Annotated in this window: 14 protein-coding genes; 8 read left to right on the top strand and 6 right to left on the bottom strand. The window is 52.6% G+C overall.

Features of this window, described 5'->3' with window-relative positions; all coding sequences use genetic code 11:
- Positions 1-138: 138 nt before the first annotated feature.
- The 4 genes from ACT3UM_RS21420 to ACT3UM_RS21405 all read right to left on the bottom strand — a co-directional run bounded on the left by ACT3UM_RS21420 (position 139) and on the right by ACT3UM_RS21405 (position 2553).
- Positions 139-804, bottom strand: coding sequence for a hypothetical protein (locus ACT3UM_RS21420; protein ID WP_498902078.1), 666 nt, complete (start codon positions 802-804; stop codon positions 139-141).
- A gap of 397 nt (positions 805-1201) precedes the next feature.
- Positions 1202-1549 carry a type II toxin-antitoxin system ChpB family toxin gene (locus ACT3UM_RS21415; protein WP_498902077.1) on the bottom strand — a complete coding sequence of 116 codons (348 nt, stop codon included), beginning with the start codon at positions 1547-1549 and terminating at the stop codon, positions 1202-1204.
- Positions 1546-1800: an AbrB/MazE/SpoVT family DNA-binding domain-containing protein gene (locus tag ACT3UM_RS21410; protein WP_498902076.1), complete on the bottom strand. Its 255-nt coding sequence runs from the start codon at positions 1798-1800 to the stop codon at positions 1546-1548. Before ACT3UM_RS21410 ends, ACT3UM_RS21415 begins: the two co-directional genes overlap by 4 nt.
- 78 nt (positions 1801-1878) lie before the next feature.
- Positions 1879-2553: a tyrosine-type recombinase/integrase gene (locus ACT3UM_RS21405; protein ID WP_498902075.1), complete on the bottom strand. Its 675-nt coding sequence runs from the start codon at positions 2551-2553 to the stop codon at positions 1879-1881.
- Between the two features lie 754 nt (positions 2554-3307).
- Between ACT3UM_RS21405 and ACT3UM_RS21400 the strand changes: the two genes are divergently transcribed.
- The 8 genes from ACT3UM_RS21400 (at position 3308) to ACT3UM_RS21365 (ending at position 14098) form a co-directional block, all read left to right on the top strand.
- Positions 3308-3706: a hypothetical protein gene (locus ACT3UM_RS21400; protein WP_498902074.1), complete on the top strand. Its 399-nt coding sequence runs from the start codon at positions 3308-3310 to the stop codon at positions 3704-3706.
- A gap of 289 nt (positions 3707-3995) precedes the next feature.
- Complete coding sequence (locus tag ACT3UM_RS21395; RefSeq protein ID WP_498902073.1) at positions 3996-5396, top strand: DNA cytosine methyltransferase; 1401 nt, start codon at positions 3996-3998, stop codon at positions 5394-5396.
- A 208-nt stretch (positions 5397-5604) separates the two neighbouring features.
- Positions 5605-6696, top strand: a complete 1092-nt coding sequence (locus ACT3UM_RS21390; RefSeq protein WP_498902072.1) for a DUF7146 domain-containing protein — start codon at positions 5605-5607, stop codon at positions 6694-6696.
- A 542-nt stretch (positions 6697-7238) separates the two neighbouring features.
- Positions 7239-7892 (top strand): ERF family protein, encoded by a 654-nt coding sequence (locus ACT3UM_RS21385; protein WP_498902071.1) that lies wholly within the window; start codon positions 7239-7241, stop codon positions 7890-7892.
- 71 nt (positions 7893-7963) lie between these two features.
- On the top strand, positions 7964-8419 hold the full coding sequence (locus tag ACT3UM_RS21380; protein ID WP_498902070.1) for a metal-dependent hydrolase: 456 nt from the start codon (positions 7964-7966) through the stop codon (positions 8417-8419).
- The gene (gene traF / locus ACT3UM_RS21375) at positions 8416-9438 is read left to right on the top strand and encodes a conjugal transfer protein TraF (protein WP_498902069.1); all 1023 of its coding nucleotides are present in this window, start codon (positions 8416-8418) and stop codon (positions 9436-9438) included. The genes ACT3UM_RS21380 and traF overlap by 4 nt, the downstream gene beginning before the upstream one ends.
- On the top strand, positions 9438-10997 hold the full coding sequence (locus ACT3UM_RS21370) for a conjugal transfer protein TraH (RefSeq protein WP_498902068.1): 1560 nt from the start codon (positions 9438-9440) through the stop codon (positions 10995-10997). The genes traF and ACT3UM_RS21370 overlap by 1 nt, the downstream gene beginning before the upstream one ends.
- A complete protein-coding gene (locus ACT3UM_RS21365; protein WP_498902067.1) occupies positions 10997-14098 on the top strand; it encodes a conjugal transfer protein TraG N-terminal domain-containing protein in 3102 nt (1033 codons plus the stop codon). Before ACT3UM_RS21370 ends, ACT3UM_RS21365 begins: the two co-directional genes overlap by 1 nt.
- 30 nt (positions 14099-14128) lie before the next feature.
- Here ACT3UM_RS21365 and ACT3UM_RS21360 read toward each other — a convergent pair whose 3' ends face one another.
- Together ACT3UM_RS21360 and ACT3UM_RS21355 are read right to left on the bottom strand one after the other, a co-directional pair.
- Entirely contained in the window at positions 14129-14473 is a 345-nt protein-coding gene (locus ACT3UM_RS21360) for a hypothetical protein (RefSeq protein ID WP_498902066.1), read from the bottom strand.
- 344 nt (positions 14474-14817) lie between these two features.
- On the bottom strand, positions 14818-16365 hold the full coding sequence (locus ACT3UM_RS21355; protein ID WP_498902065.1) for a type IV secretory system conjugative DNA transfer family protein: 1548 nt from the start codon (positions 16363-16365) through the stop codon (positions 14818-14820).
- Between the last annotated feature and the right edge of the window lie 103 nt (positions 16366-16468).

Genomic DNA, 16468 nt, shown 5'->3' with positions numbered 1-16468 from the left:
CACCCCCTGCTTGAAAGTTCTGACCTAAAAGCTACAGGGGTCATTGGAACTAGTTCGTTTACCGCCACATATTACCCTCTATATATAGAAATATATTTCATATTATCTTTTGTGCGCCTGTGAGCCCATTAGCTTCGACTAGGGTTTTGCCTTCAGTAGCTCCCTTACCAGGTCGATCTCATTCATCCAGACCTTAGTACGTGGGCACCGCCAACCAACCAGCCTTTCGATTCTTGCGTAGTCGGCATCTAAATTACGTTGAAATACGGGCTCATGGTGAGCAATCCGGTTTCGTAACCCACGTACTTTCTCAAGCTCTTCGTATATCATTTGCCTGCATCGCTGGACTGTCACTCCCTGCGGTAGACCTTGGAACGCGCTTCGCAAATGAGGCTCCCACAAACGCCGGTCAAACCTCTTAGTAAACAATTTTCCCCAAAAGGCAAATTTAAACTCGGGAATAGCCTTGTTTGTATTTCCTGCGGGTACCTTGCTTCTAGCCTGGGCCAATTCTTTCCGCATGCTGAAACCATATCTTGGGTCAGGCAAGCTTCGCTCAAAGCCAACCGCCCAAGGCCATTGATGCCCATATACGGCTTCTAGCACCTCTCCAGCAGCATTTCTGATGGCTACCTCGCATATTTGCTGTGGAAACATGAAAGCGCCTGCAATTTGTGCGTTCCAAGCGTATAGCTTTATGGTTCTCCGGGCATTGCGCATCCCGATTGACCCAGAATATGTGCTGAGACGCTGGCTGGTGATTACTCGCTCTATTGCTTTGATGTCGGCAGCGGTTGTCAGCACGTTTTGTCTCCTTGACTTTATTATTCCTGAGCAATAGGATGTTTCTACTAGCTCTGGGAATTGTTGGCGCAAGCCTCCCCCCGGAGACAAGCGAGATAAAGGGCTCACCTACGGGTGGGCCTTTTTCGTTTTACCTATATGATTTTGCGGACTATATCGCCTAGTCTCGCTGGGTCACCAGCACAGAGCTTTTTTACCGCTTCAAGCGACTCGAGGCCCAGTATCTCGCTTATATGCCGTATATCAATGCCACGACGCTTGAGCTTTATTGCCATAGTACGCCGACCGGATTGCGCGCTTGCTACTTCGATACCCGCCTGATCAAAAAGCGTGGTAAAAATGCGACTTAGCTGGGTAGCGCTGTAATATGTTTTGCCGTCATGGCGTTTTCCTACTGTTATTCAAAGAGAGTCTGAACACGCGCTAATACGTCATCAATTATGTGTTCAGGGACGGCCTCAACCTTGCGCGCTCCACGCGCCTCCAAGTCCAGGCTTCTGAGCTGGTTAACTAGAACAACGCCCTGTGTCTTGGTGCCTGAACCAGTTAACGGCACTGCAAAGCCCGCATGTCGCGCAAAATTGCCACCCTGGGTAATCGGTGCGATAACAACAGTTCCAAACTGATTGAAGGCGGCAGGGGTTAAGACTAACGCAGGCCGAAAATCGCCTTGCTGCTCCCTGCCTTCCGTTGGATTAAGATTCACTCGCACTATGTCACCGCGCTTAAACTTTATTCGACTCATTCCTCGCGTCCTACTGGCTTCATGTTATGCCAAGCAGAAAGCTCTTCCGGTTCAGGTGCATTGGGATCGCACTGATCCAGCAACTCTTGGAGCGAGTATTTTGGTTTTGAAAGGATTGGTTTGAGGACAAATTTAGTGGCGCCCTGCTCAACCTCAAGCGCGTCCCCATCGCTAAGGCCATATTTGCGGAGTAGATCAACTGGCAATCGCACTGCCGCGCTATTGCCCCACTTCTGAATTTTGAGTTCCATGATATATCTCCTCAATCGTGTATCTACATTGTAGACACTGTAATAAGTGATTGCAAGGTTTTAGTAGATACTTTGTTTCTACAACGCAACCTCGAAAGCTTTGCGAATGATCTCTTGATCTATGGAGAGGTACGGCTTCGTATGATCAAGTTCAGAATGGCCCAAAATTGCCTGTACCGCTTCAATATCACCTGTTGCGGCTAGCACCCGAGCCGCGAGGGTACGCCGACCGCTGTGGCTACTACCTAGCTTGATACCCGCTTGTCGATACAAGCGGCTAAATGTCTGCTGGAGCGAATCGCAAGCCCAATACTCTTTGAGGCCTGTGTCCAATAATCGCTTTTTGGTAGCCAGCTCGAAGGCTTGGCCTTTGTGAGTGAGTACCAGCTTGCTATGCGGAAGAATGCCTCTGTAGCTGGTTTCTTGAGAGCATCCCCACTGCCGGAGGTGGCGCACATCAAGCCACGCCTCAATGGCTTGCACGCACTTCGGATGGGTGAAATGAATATTTCTCGCTTTGCATCCTTTCGTAATTTTGGCTCGCAGATAACACTCAGCTCGAACGGCACCGCTAGGCAGGAGAACATCGTCTATTCGTAGCTGGGCTAGTTCTGTGACGCGGATGCCGGTTGTGTGCGTAATCCAGAGCAACATCTGGTCTCGCTCAGGCATACGCCCCGTCACACTGGCAACACGAATTAAATGGCGGAACTGCCCTGGCTTAAGTGATCTGGCTTGGCGGCTGATGGCCATGAGGAACCTCTCTGTCAGGATAAATAGGGAATCGCTTACGATCCTGAGAGAGTTGTAGGGAAAGCTCCCCACCAGCCTATCACTGACAACCACGGCTGTTCACGGAAAATGACAGGCATAAAAAAACCCGCCTGGTAAACCGGGCGGGCCTTATACAGCGATTCCCGTACCTAGCCATTGCTGCTATTACGCACTGCGCCGAGGCCGAGCAGCAGACTTGTCCATTGACACCACATTGGACTTAGGATTAGTCACGGCAGTGCTAAGGCCGTTAACGGTCTCCAAGGCTTTTCGGCTAGCGTTTTCGGCAGCTTCAGTAGCAGTGCTACGGACAAGCGTGTCTACGCCACCAGCCAGGCGTAGACGATACTCGCGAGCCGCCGCTCCATATAACATCTGAGTGCCATCCCAAACAGGTGAACACCATGAGTCTTTCATAGGGAATCCCCCCTCTTTTTTGAGCAAGGCGACAGCCTCGCTACTTCAACGCAAGCTTAGGCGTTCAGATGACTTCCGGCCACCTACAAAATTGCAAGTCTAAAAGTCACGGAAAATTCCCCACGGCCAATGATTAAGTCACGTCATCGTCTGCCGCCTGGGATGCTTGGACGCTGGCGAGCGCATGACAACACGCGATGGCCCAAGGCGGCGGCCTTTTTCGTTGCGCTGCACAGAGCCTCACCAGTTGCGTCAGTGGAGTCCCTATCTCTTCTTGAGACCTGCAATTCAGCAGGAATGAGAGAGAGTAAAGATCATGGAACTTAATAAATTTGACGACTTTGCAATCTGTGGTGACACCGTTACAGGTACGAATGGCCACTTAACCGTCACACTGATGCTCGACAATGATCCAGTGATGAACCCGGACTTCTTCGATAGGTACTCAGATTCCGATAAGAAAGCTTTTGCAGATCACAAGTGGTTTTTCGGAATGCTGTCCGCCAAGGTCGAAGTAAAGATAGGTAGCCAATCCGTGCTTTTGAGCGATGTTGAATTCGCAAGATGTGGGGTTGAGGTTAATAGGGCCGATAATAATGCCCGTCTTAACGCTAGTGCTTTTGGGCTGGCTCAGAATGCACTGGCTCGCGGCATCGAGCTTCTTGAAGGGATCGATACCGCCGCTGATAACATTCCAAAGCTCGAAACGTTCTGATGAGCTTTTTCTAGACCCCTCTCTTTTGAGGGGTCTTTCTCTTCCCGCTGAACAAGTCCTACCTCACATCTTAAATTGCTGCTGTGCAACGTTCCCCCTAGGCCTTATCTGCCAAGCATGGCTGTTTCATCAGTCAACTGTGCAATATCCCCCCTCTTTACCAACAACGCCATTCGCAATGTGCGGGCGCTACTTGTGCAACATTCCCACCGGTCCCGGCTATGAGTCACCAGCCCCCCTACCTCCTTTCGAGACCTGCAAACCGCAGGAATGAGAGAGGAGATTGTTCATGAGCAAGAGCACTGTGATTTACACCAAGATTGGTGAGCACCGTGGTAAGCAGCGTCTGTGGTTGGAAGGCAATCGGCTGGCGCGTACCGGGATCACACCAGGGCAGCGCTTCAACCTCGTTGCCGGCCGTAAGAGCCTGACCCTGCAATTTGCAGAAGATGGTGCTTACAAGGTATCGCGCAGAAAGCGTGGTGAGGTCGAGTTGCCGGTCATCGATATTACGGCAGCTGCGCTGGCGCAAGCGTTAGGCAAGGTAGAGCGGGTGCGTGTTGTCGTCAGGGGGAACCGTGTCGACATCACGATTCATCACCATGATCTTGCTGAATCGGATCGTATGGGTCGACTACTGCAGTCCCTGGCCAAGGGAGAGCCTCTTGAAATTGGCTCGATTGCCGCAGGCGGGGGAGTGCTTGATCATGCGATACATACTGGCCTTGCTGATGTCGGAATGCCCTCGCGCCTGGCCTTCGCCAATGAGCTGGAAGGCGCTTATCTGGAGGCATCATTGGCGAACAACCCTGTGTGGGACGAGGATAGCATTGCGATCCAAGGCCCGATGGAGGAAGTGGAGTGGCACAAGCTGCCGTTCATTCACCTCCTTTGCGCAGGTTTGCCGTGTACCGGGGCTAGCCTGTCAGGACGAGCAAAGAATAGGCTGGACCGGGCTGAAGCGCATGAGACAGCAGGTAGTCTCTTCATCGCCTTCATGAATGCAATCCAGACTTTGCGGCCTGCTATGGTGCTACTGGAGAATGTCCCGCAGTACCAGACGACCGCCAGCATGACGGTCATTCGCAGCGTGTTGGCGAGCATTGGCTATGACGTGCATGAGACCATTCTGGATGGGTACGCGATGGGGTCCCTGGAGCGGCGCGATCGGCTTTGCATGCTCGCAGTGAGTAAGGGCATTGAGGTCGATCTTGAAGCGCTGGAGCCTGTACGTCAGCGTGAAGCATCAATCGCCGAGGTGTTGGAGCCGTTTCAGATAGTTCAGGATCGCTTCAAGCCTTACAGCTACCTTGCCGACAAGGAAGACAGGGATATGGCCGCGGGAAAGGGCTTTCGTCGTCAGCTGCTTGATGGTTCAGAGGCAAGCCTCGGCACCATAGGACGTGGGTACTCGAAGGCGCGCTCAACAGAGCCGTTTCTGCGTCACCCCGACGATTCGAGCCAGTCGCGACTATTGACCAAGGCAGAGCATGCCCGAGTCAAAACTGTCCCGGAAATGCTTGTTCAAGGGCTGTCCGAGACAGTCAGCCACGAACTACTGGGCCAAGGAGTGGTGCATTGTGCATTTCGCGCAGTGGGCCGCCTCATTGGCAACTGCTTGCGTAGTATTAGTGAGCAGGATAAATCTGCCTGGCAACAGAAGTGGCCTAAGACGCATTCCGCTGCTTAGCCACACACTGAACGACTAGGCACCCTACAAGCCCCTCTCCGATTAATCGGGAGGGGCTTTTCTCTGTCTAGGACTTCCGGCTGCCATTGTTTCGCATGCGGAACATTTTTATTTGGTGGCAGTGTCTCCCCTACCTCTCCATAGCCGTCACTGGTCGCCCTATCTACTTGTGAGATCCGGGTGACCGGAAATGAGAGAGGAGCAGATCATGAGGAATAGCAACAAGTACGAAATTGCTGATGTGAAGCGTATTGCGGAGGGTCAATGGGATACTGTCTTTCAGGCACTGTGTCCCGAGCTGGAGCATGCACTTGCCCACCCGGGACATCACATCGATTGCCCTATACATGGTGGTAAGGAAGACTTCCGCCTCGATCGCGGCTTCAAGCAACGTGGCACGGCCATTTGCACTTGCGGTAACTGGGATGGTTTTAGCCTCTTGAAAGAGCTGAAAGGCTGGGCTCTTCCCGAAATACTGGAGCAGGTCATGGGGGCTCTCGGTGAACAATCCGTTGAGCCGCTGGCGCCTACAGTATCACGGCCACCGCCACGGAAGGTCGAGGAAAAGCAGGACATACGGCCAACGCTGCGCAAGCGCTGGGAAGAAGCTCTACCCCTGGGAAGGGGCGAAGGTCGCTTCATGCTGGCGAGCTACTTGCAGTTCCGTGGGTTGCCTGTAAAGCCGATGCTTAGCGTTCTCGAGACGGAGGCACGCCTCCACCCTAGGATGGCCTACATCGAGAAAGGCAAAGTGGTTAGCTACTACCCTGCACTGATAACCATTGTCAGGGATGCGGCTGGAAAGCCTGTCACGATGCATAGGACGTATCTCAACCGCACAGAAAATGGTGTGGTAGAGAAGGCGCCTGTGAGCAAGGCTAAAAAGCTGTTCCCTGTGGTGAAGGATGGTGATGTCCACGGTGGTGCTATTCGCCTAGGCACAGCTACAGCCGGCGTTATCGGTGTGGCTGAGGGTATTGAGACCTCGCTAGCTATTCGGGCTGCTACGGGAATGCCTGTCTGGCCGGTACTGTCAGCTTCCCTAATGAGGTCGTTCGAGCCGCCTGAGGGTGTCACGGAAGTCGTTATTTGGGCTGATCGTGACCTACCCGACAGGAAAGGACGCAAAGCTGGTCAGGACGCAGCGGAAGCGCTCCAGGCTCGGCTTTTAGAGAAAGGGATTCAAGTGTCTATCATGATCCCTGATGCACCCAGCTCAGCTGATATGAGCGTAGATTGGGCTGATGTGTACACCAGTAGTGGGCTCACGGGGTTTCCCCGCAAGAGTGAAGCTGCTTAGTCCTTCAAACCCTCCTAACATCCGTTGTTAGGAGGGTTTTTTTCACGTTCAGCATTTAAGGATTCGGGATTCGGGATGTAGGGATTCATTTTTATCTATTTGCTGAATGTTAGGACAGGTTAGAACAGCTCGCTTAGGTCATACCCCTTCCCCACATTAAGCGCATGCCTGTGGCGTTTGCGCTTTTAAGCGTGGATAGCATTCCCCCTGGCGGTGCTCCAGTGCTCAGGGCTCTTAGCACAGGATCCACATTAATAGCTGGATCTGTCATTCCATAACCAGTCTTGCTTTTTATAGATGTTGTTTTTGGTAAGACCAAGGTTGGATGGGGCCTAGGGGTTGATTCTAGTTCCCTTACGTGCAGCATCAGTTCACCCTATTTAATTCTTTTAAACGTTTGTTTGTATCCCCGCTGTATCGTGTTACCTCAGGGGCGTTAACACACCTGTAGGTTTCTCAACACCACCTCCGGTTTTGTCTGTCAGTGATTCCCCTACCTCTCATGAGACCCCGACACCAGGGGGATGAGAGGAGAGCACATTATGAATCGTAGTGACTCAATCGCCAGTATCGGCAAAGCCCTGGCTTCGGTGCAGGCTGAGTTAGGTGGACTGATCGCATCGGATTCTACGAACCCGATGTACGAAAGCCGCTATGCAAGCCTGCCACAGGTAATCGGCAGCATTCGCGGAGTCTTGAATAAATATGAGATTGCGCTAATTCAGGCACCTATGCCCGGAACGATAGGAGCTGTGGTGATGGAAACCATGCTCATTCATGGCCCATCGGGGGAATATATTGGCTCGTACTGTGAGATGCCAGTGGAGACCTCAGATTGCCATGGAGTAGCCTCAGCCCAAACGTATGCTCGTAGAGAGGGGCTGATGGCTCTTCTCGGCCTTGCTAAAGGCCCTGACGATGATGGAAATGCTGCCTACAACGCTATTGTGCAGACCTCTGCGCTTCTTCCCCAGGGAGAACCAGAGCCATCAGAGGAGCGAGAAACAAACGGTCACCGCCTAGCATCGCCCGAGGCGATTCTAACGGAGATTGAAAACTCGGATGTTGAGCGCCTGAATTCAGCAGAACGCTGGGTCCATAGCGCTCAACTGGACGCACATCTGTCAGCTCGGTTCAAGGGAGCGATCGCGCAGCGACGCCGAATTATCCAGCGACAGCAAACCCAACATGCCTGACGTTCCATAGCCCCTTTCCTTCAAGGAATTGGGGCTTTTTCGCGTGCATGAAACAGGTAAATGGAGGCCCCTTGACCGGGAACGCTCATCGACTATTCGGCCTAGCGTTTGGCGCATCGGCTGGAGTGATTATTACACCTTCCTATGGCGTGATGCCTGGCTTAGCAGTAGCGGCGATGGCGCTGCCCGGATCAACGGCGCCGGACTGGCTGGAAATTCGCATTGGACCCGCAACGCTCATCCCCCATAGGACCGTGACGCACTGGCTGCTCCCTTGGCTGGGGCTAGCAGGGGTATCGGCCGCTTCGCTACCTGATGCGCCTTTGCTAGCTGCCCTCCTCTTCGGCTTCTCGGTTGGTGGGCTCTCTCATGTAATTGGGGATGCAGGCACACCCTCGGGAGTGCCTGTGTGGCACCCCGCCAAACGCCATTCCATGAGGCTTTGGGATGGCGGCACCTCGGAATTTTGGCCAGTGCTGTTGGCCTGGGTCATCGCCGCGATTTTGATACGGAGCTTTGTGCTATGAAACACCTGACCGCCGGCCCATTGTCGGCGACATCGCTGCTGCTAATGGTAGCGCTGTTAATAACGCTGAATTCGACCGCCGTAGCCCAGCCCCGTGGTGATCGGGGGCAAGCCTGTCTTGATAGCAATAATCCTCGCGAGTGTGGTTGGTTCTGGGGACACCTAGATGATGATGAAGAAGAGGAGGAACCTGAAGATCCCCCTGTTGAGTTGCCGATGGTCAAGGCGCCTGAAGAGGAGCTGGACTGTACTGACGCAGATCAATGGGAGCCCTCGTGCGGTTTTGTCGACCCCGAGGGTAGTTTCGAGTTTCAGGCTAAGCAGCGCGACATGCTGCTGAACCAATCAGTGATGAATCCCAATAATCCAGAAACGGTCGAGTCCTTTCAGCGATACATGCGATGGGCCGTTGACCAGGCAATCACCATGTCGAGGATGTGGGAGTGGAATCAGATCCAAAACCAAGACCTCAACCCGCTCGTGCATAGCCCCGTCTCGTCCTTTGGGCTTCGGGCTGCGTCACGCACACGGGATGGGAAGCGTAACGCGGTCATGGAAGAGATCAACGACCAGGAAGGCTTTCTCGTCTGGTTTACCCGGACAAGCTGCCAGTTCTGTCATGACATGCAACCAGTTATGAAGCAGCTCGCCAGGCGTACTGGGCTGACTATTTACAACGCACCTCTGGATGGGGGGTGCATGCCAGACTTCTCGAACAGCTGTGATACCTCTGGGCGCTCAGTGGAAGCTGCCGGTCACCTGGCTGTTGAAGCCGTGCCGGATCTCTGGCTTCACCTTCCCCAGGATGACCTTTGGTTCCGCGTTTCCAGTGGTGTAGAAGCTGCGCAGCGTATTACCTCGAGGATTGAGGTCTTTTTCGGAGCTATCCAGCGAGCGGCTGAAAAAGGCCTAGAGGCGGTTGGTGATGGCAGGAGCCCTCCCGTTGATTTCAGTGTCCCCGACATGTTGGAACGGTCATCCGGTGGCCTCGGCGCCGGCATTCCCCAAGGAGTTGAGTAATGTTCTCCCGAAATAAATTCGTAACCATGGTGGCGACGGCCGTTATCGGCGGAGTGTCGTTAATGGCCACCACAAGCCAAGTTGAAGCTAATGCACTTGAAAATGCGTTTGACAGGCTATCCAGTGCCGGTGGCGGTTTCAGCAGCTCGACCAGCTCGGCGTCGTTTGAAACACGAACTCGGCACGGTTACACGGCCGGGGGATTGACCATGCGGTTTTCCCAGAACCGCTACTCGCTCGTCAACATCGACCCTCCGCGGCTAGACGTAGGCTGCAATGGCATCGATGCGCATTTTGGTGGCTTCTCCTATATCGACAGTGAGCAGATCCAGCGGATGTTGGAGCAGATCGCTCAAGGGGTCGTGGCCCTCTCCTTCCAGCTAGCGCTCAAGCAGCTCTGCCCTATTTGTGGCGATGTGCTTGAGTTTGCCCAGCGCATGGCACAAGAGGCTGCGAAACTATCACAGGACAGCTGTGAAGCTGCTACCGCACTCGTTGAGGGGTTCCCAGATTACACGGGTGAATTAGGCAACCTTTGGTGTAGTTCTGTCGGAATGTTTGAAGGTGTGGAAAGTGACTGGCTGGCTGCCCAGCATGACACATGCGATAGCAAATCAGATTCGGGCCGTGAGGTCCGCGACCACCTCAGCAATAATCCTGGGGATCGCGCACTAGCCTTGGAGCTTGATGGCAACCGCACATGGCTAGGCCTTCAAGAAGCAGGTATAGCCCCTGGGCGAGATGGCAGCAACAACATGGGAGCAGAGAACAAAATATTCGCCGAGCTGCTAATGAGCTGGATTGGTACGGAAGTTCGCAATAAAGGGGGGAGTGGCGACTCGAACACCTTTGCACCTACCATCGAAACTGCCGATGCGATGTTGGACATCTTCTTGTGCGGAAGTGAGAAAGCCTCCCCGACAGTTATTGAATACGCAGATTTTGTGAACGGTTTTTGTGAGGACAAGGTATGGTCAGGTGCTTCAAGCCAGGCCACAGAGATTTATACGTGTAATAACAGTGATTTAAGGGACTGCTGGAACCCGAACAGGGTAAAAGTTGAGGACATATCACTTGGCTACGGGTTTTTGACCACTGTGATAATGGAGCTGGAAGGTGCAGTTGAGAACGTTGCCAGTGGCACGCCTCTGACCGCATCTCAGAAGGCCTTGATCGCTGCAGCGCCCTTCCCCCTATATCAGGCTGTGAATGTCGCAGCGACCTACCCGGATCTTGCCTACGATCTCGTTGTAGGTAACTCGACCATTCTTTCCTACATGATCTCCATCGAGTACATCCGCTATGCCGTCCAGGCAACAGCTAAAACCTCGAACACATCATCTGTACCGGGTGAAATCTTGCGTGAATTCCGGGAGGCCCAGAATGAGCTTGTCGTCATGACTTCCCAGAAGGCGCAGCAAATTAACCTTATGGCGGAGACGCAGGAAAATATCATGAGCCAAGTGGATAAAATTAACCGCGCCACTTTGCGAAACCTTCATGCCATGGGTCTATCTGGCATGGATTTCGCCCGTGATATGGCTCGGGAGGTCGATTGATGAAATGGTTAATTCCTTTAATGATTGCCATTGCATTAGTCGCTGTCCCTGGGCTCGCGATCGCAGAGACAATGACGCCTGCGGATGGCGATACTTGGACGTTTTATGGCTATGGCAATGGTTATGCGCTGGCGCAGATTCTTGAAGCGATCAAGCGCTTAACTGACCCTGACTCCAACCCTGGATTCAGGAATTTGGCGCTGTTCCTGGCAATAGCGGGTTTCCTTGCAATTTGCTTTACGGGAATACTCGGCGGGAGTCTGCAAAAGGTTGGGATGTATTTTGGCGGCATGATCATGACGGTCTACATGCTGTTCTCATTGAAGGTCGATATTCTCATAGAGGATATGGTGTGGGATGGCGCTGGGGCACCACAATTCATTCAAAGGATTGAAGGCGTACCAGCTGCCATAGGCCTTCCTGCTGTTGTCATATCTGAGATAGGTATGTGGGCCACAAACGGCATAGAAACCAACTTCACGACGCCAAACTTTGAGAATCTACGTATTTCAGAAGGGGCTCCCGTTGGAATGGCGGCAAGCATGTTGAATGACATGAAGAAGATCCGCCTAACTGACCCCTACCTTCGTTCGAGCATTCAAAGCTTCATGAATGACTGTGCCCTACCGAATATTTTTAGCGGCAAAATTTCTCCAGTGACGCTGATAACCTCACAAAATGCATGGGGTGTTTTAGGCAACAATTTGAACCAAGCTGTTTATACCGTCGTTTATGACTCCACCGACCCTAATGGTGGTATGCAGGCTTGTGATGAAGCCTACGCGAGTATCGACAACCGTTTGCAGGCTGCCGCGCCAGCGCTATTGAATGGAATGAGGGAAGCATCCCCGTTCTGGCTTCAGCAGGCAGCTGGGTCAACAGCGTTGGCACAAGCAGCCCTGGATGATTCGTTTCGCTGGGCTTCAGGGGGAAGCGCTGTTCAGGATGCAACCGGGCTTGCCACACAAGCCGCGATTGCAGAGATGTACTCAGGCACCTACGAATACGCAGCGATGGCCACGGGCTCGAATGAGCTGATCTCGGCTTTGAATATGGAACAGGCTCGCCGCGCCCAGCAATCTGGGTGGTACAGCACTGCCATTCTCTTCCGTGATATGGCGGGCTATTTCTTTGCAATCCTGCAAGCCTTCGTGATTGGGCTGGCGCCGATAGTATTTGCTGCTGTTCTGGTGCCGGGGTTGGGCAAGAAGATGGGCACCTCGTATGCTCAAGTGATGATTTGGCTTATTTTATGGTGGCCAGGCCTCGCGATCGTGAATTACATCATGATGATCTACTTCCAGGGGCAAACATCAGGCTATCTCGCAGATGGGCTGACGATGGCCAATATGAGCGCAGTCAGCGAGATGTCGGACAAGATGGTGATGGCGTCGGGTTTTATGTCCACCCTAGTGCCCGCGATCATGTGGGGGCTGGTATCCGGCAGTGGTTATGCCTTCACTTCTGTCTTGGACAGGGCGTCTGGCAGCCAGCAAGCGGCGACTGCAGCAAACAACATGTCAACAGGTGCAGCATCGGCTGGCCAGGTAAGCATGAACAACGCGAATATGAATGCTCACCAGACATCTCACCGCTATAGCTCTGGGGAAGAAGTCTCAGCACACCATATCGGTGTTGGGGCGGCTCAAGTTACTAATATGAGCGGGCAGGATACGAACGTAGGCCTAAGAGCGGCAGATATGCGGGAGAGCCTTTCCGAGTCGCAAGCTTTTAGCGAAGCCACTCAGAGGACAGCAGAGGCTAAACAAAGCTTTAGTGAACAGTCGCAGAATATGATGACTGACACATTCAGATCGGCTACTCAGTACGCTCAAGACCAAGGGTTTGTCACAGACGGATCGGTTGACTGGTCAAGGATGTCGCAGGATCAGCAGGGGCAGCAATATATGTCCGAGCTGGCCGCCACTAGACAGGTGATGGAGCAGACAGGGTTATCTGAAAAGGAGGTTAATGATCTTACATGGCATGCGGCTGGGAAAGCCTCGGCCGAAGCAGGAGGTAAAACAGAGGTTGGACTATCCCTTAGTGCAGGTGCTAGCGCTTATGCAAGGACATCGGTGCAGGGTGAGGTCGGTGTTCGTGGTTCAGACTCGAGCCAAGACACGACTGAGGAATCTATGAGCTTGAGCCAGTCAGATACTGGGAAGCTCACTTTCTCTGAAAATGGTGCCGTTCAAGTTGTAGGGCAAGATGGTAGCCGATACTCAGAGAAGATTTCTCAGGGTGAATCTCGCCAGGTACTTGAGGGGCGTGTCGGTGAAGATCGTGCCTCTATGCTCTATGCTGCCTCAAACGACTACCAAGAGGCTGTTCAGGTTCAACAACAGGCACGCGAAGAATATGTGGCAAGCCGCAGTGGATCGATCCCCACTCCAGCGAGTCCTCAGGCTATTTCTGCGATGCGTAGTGATGCTAGTGATTTAAGAGCGGAAGTTGAACAAAGGCAGGCTGCCGATCGTGCCGATGTTGACGCACAGGGGGGAGCTGTAAGTGGTTCGGTAGTGGGTAATACAGCCGATGTGGACGGTCGAGCAGCAATGGCGAATGAAGTCACCGCTCCGGTTGGACGAGATGGAGTAAGACCCCTATCGGTCGATACGAACGAGCAGCTAGAGGGAATCCAAGGGAATGCACAAGCGGGCGTTGATAGGCCAAATGCATATCATGTGATCGATTCTGGCAATAGCTTTACTGTCGCTGATCGACGTGCGATCGACGCCGCTGACCGTCAAAATGCTGATGCCTTAATAACTGGGGGTGAACGATCCAATATACAGATCGGAAATGACACCTTCGTTCCGACCTACTACGAGAACGATCAGGCGGTCTACGCTGTTGAGCGTGAAGGAGGTCATGCCTATTACACTTATGGAGGAGACGGAGAATTTGAGCCAGCCAGCTCTCCTATGGCGTCGACTCAGGGGCAAATCGATTCACAGGCAAATAATGGACCAACCCAGGATGCCACCGCCTCAACGATCAATCGCGTCCAGGTGCGTCAAGGTTCTGAATCATCGGAAGAGCCTTCCCCTAACCAAGGGGCTGATATTGACCCGCGAGAATTTATGGAGACACGTTGATATGAAAATGGCCCCTTCGGGGGCCATTTATTATGCGTTTTTGATGATCCGCTTGAACCTTATCATCGCTCTTGTTTGGAATATAAGAATCAGAATATACCCTGCCCAAACAAAGGGCAGCACTTTGCCTGGAGCGCCATCCCAATTGAAGTAGCTAAATACCAACAGGCATGGAACTATTACCAAGTTTACAGCTAGAAAAATGTATATGTTCTGTTTAGCTCTCCATCGAGCGGCATTAATTACATCTTTCTCTTCTGCACCAATCAAGTTTTGAAGTTCATTAACTAAGAATGAGCCTCTATTATTTTGGGCGGAACGTTGGCGCGCTGCGATCGCACGTTGGCGTCGAGCTTTACGATTCTTGTTAGCCATTTCGACCTCCGAGTGATCGGCGCAATTACCGTACTGTTATTAAATTTTACTGTACGACGATTTCAAAGTCAAACAAGAAGCATCTATTTTCTCATCTTTTCTGCAGGGTCAAAGTACGAGCGCTTATGACATAAATGGGTAACAAGGTCGATGTGGGCATGAATTATCGTCTTGGCAAGCCAAAGGATATAGCCCCCTGCGAACTTCAATATCTCAACAGTTCCCTTCGATATAATATCCATTAGTGGCCTAAAAACTTCCTTTACGCCCGGAAGGATACCTAAGAGCAACATTGCGAAGATGGCGATAGTTGCCCAAAACAATACTGTAATCATGGTTTCACCCTAAGCTGTTGCTGTAAGAAACTCATTTAGCCGTTCTTCAAAGTTAAGCGCCTGCTTGTCGGAAGGAATCTTCATCTTGCGTTTTATTACCTTAAAAGAAGGTATGTGTTTGGGATAGTTAATCATTGGTGTTCTTAAATGATACATGCGTGCGCCCATCATCATCACCGCCTGCCCCATGTCCATGGCTCGCAACTGATCAGGCGTAACCCTAAACTCCTCAACTTCACGCCAGCTTTCACCCATGCCACCGCCATCGGACATACTGGATTGTGGGGTGGTTCTCAGATACTGCGCACTCTCGCCCTGGTTTGCCGAGACGGACACTGTACGTTGGAATCGCTTGGTTTTGCCAAGTATTTCAGCGGCCTCTTCAGGGCTATCTTTCGCACCGAATTTGAAGAAAATTTTGTTCCATGTGTTCTGGATTACGATGTCTGCAAAGTCGGGCGAGACTCGATTGAGCTGGCTAAAGGACTGGAATGCCGGAATCAGTGCGATATTGGCCGATCGCGCCTGCTCGAAGAGACGGCCCACCCCTTCCATTACATAAGCGCCCATCTCGTCCAGGAGAGCAATGAAGTGCTCTGGCCTTTCATTCTTGGGTAGATCCTGGATGTAGGCAACTGCAGAGCGGATATCGGAGACTATCATTTTCCCAAGATTGAGAGCCGCGGTGTCTTTGCCCATCGTCGGAAGGGAGACATACAGCATGTGCCCTTTGCGAATGATCTCGGTAAGCACGATTTCTGGGGCGTAGACGTTGAATACCTTACCAAACTTGCCCTGGGCGAACAGTGCAATCCGGCCTGCCATCCCGCCCAGCGTTTGCTTCATGCGGTTGAGGTCGATTCTTGTCCCTTCCTTGGTACGGGTACGGAATTGGTCGAGGAAGATCGATAGCGCCCGCTTCTCTGGGCCTTGAGGCGTCATTCGCTCCAGGTTTTCAAGCGCTCGATCAGACTGCAGCAGAATTGACAGGTCACCGAAGTGATACAATTGCCCTGAAGCTTGCAAAGCGGCAATGATGACAGTTAGTGCATGGTTGGCGGATTGTCGGTAGTGATCCGCACCTGGGTTGTTCTCAGCTGATGGTATAAGGTTCATCAGCCTGGACGCCACCTCGTCTGGATCGCCATGAAGAACAGGGTTATAGGTGTTAGCATTATCGGGGTCTGATACGTCGATAATGTAGAGTTCATCCTCGCGGCCTGTCACTTTGGCCATATACGCTAGATGATCACGTGTGTCGCGATCGATCTTGGCATCTATGAATAGCCAGCCGCGGCCCCGCGCTGTTTGCTGCCAGAGGATGTATTCACCAAGAGTGGTCTTACCCACACCAGACTGTCCCACGATCGCTGTGTGTCGCTGTCCGAGGATGTCGGGCATGTTGATTCGCGTATTCTTGTCGGTGGTCAGGCCGATATGCAAGGAAGACCCTTTATCATCTACAGGTTCGTCTGAAGGCAGCACGAACCCCTCCCGCGAATCTTCATCGTATTGGCGCAGCTTGGCCATAGCCTGGCTCCAGGTGAGCTGAGCCATGCCTAGCGATCCTAGGGCCCCGGCAGGCCACGAAGGAAAGGTGCCAGCCGCCCAAGGTGTAGCGGCCGCAACGCCGGCTGCAATTGCGGTAAGCGCTAGCGCA

Source organism: Halomonas sp. AOP13-D3-9, assembly GCF_052379125.1.
GTDB lineage: Bacteria > Pseudomonadota > Gammaproteobacteria > Pseudomonadales > Halomonadaceae > Vreelandella.
Note: the sequence above shows the minus strand (reverse complement) of the source record. Positions and strands in the feature narration are given on the sequence as shown.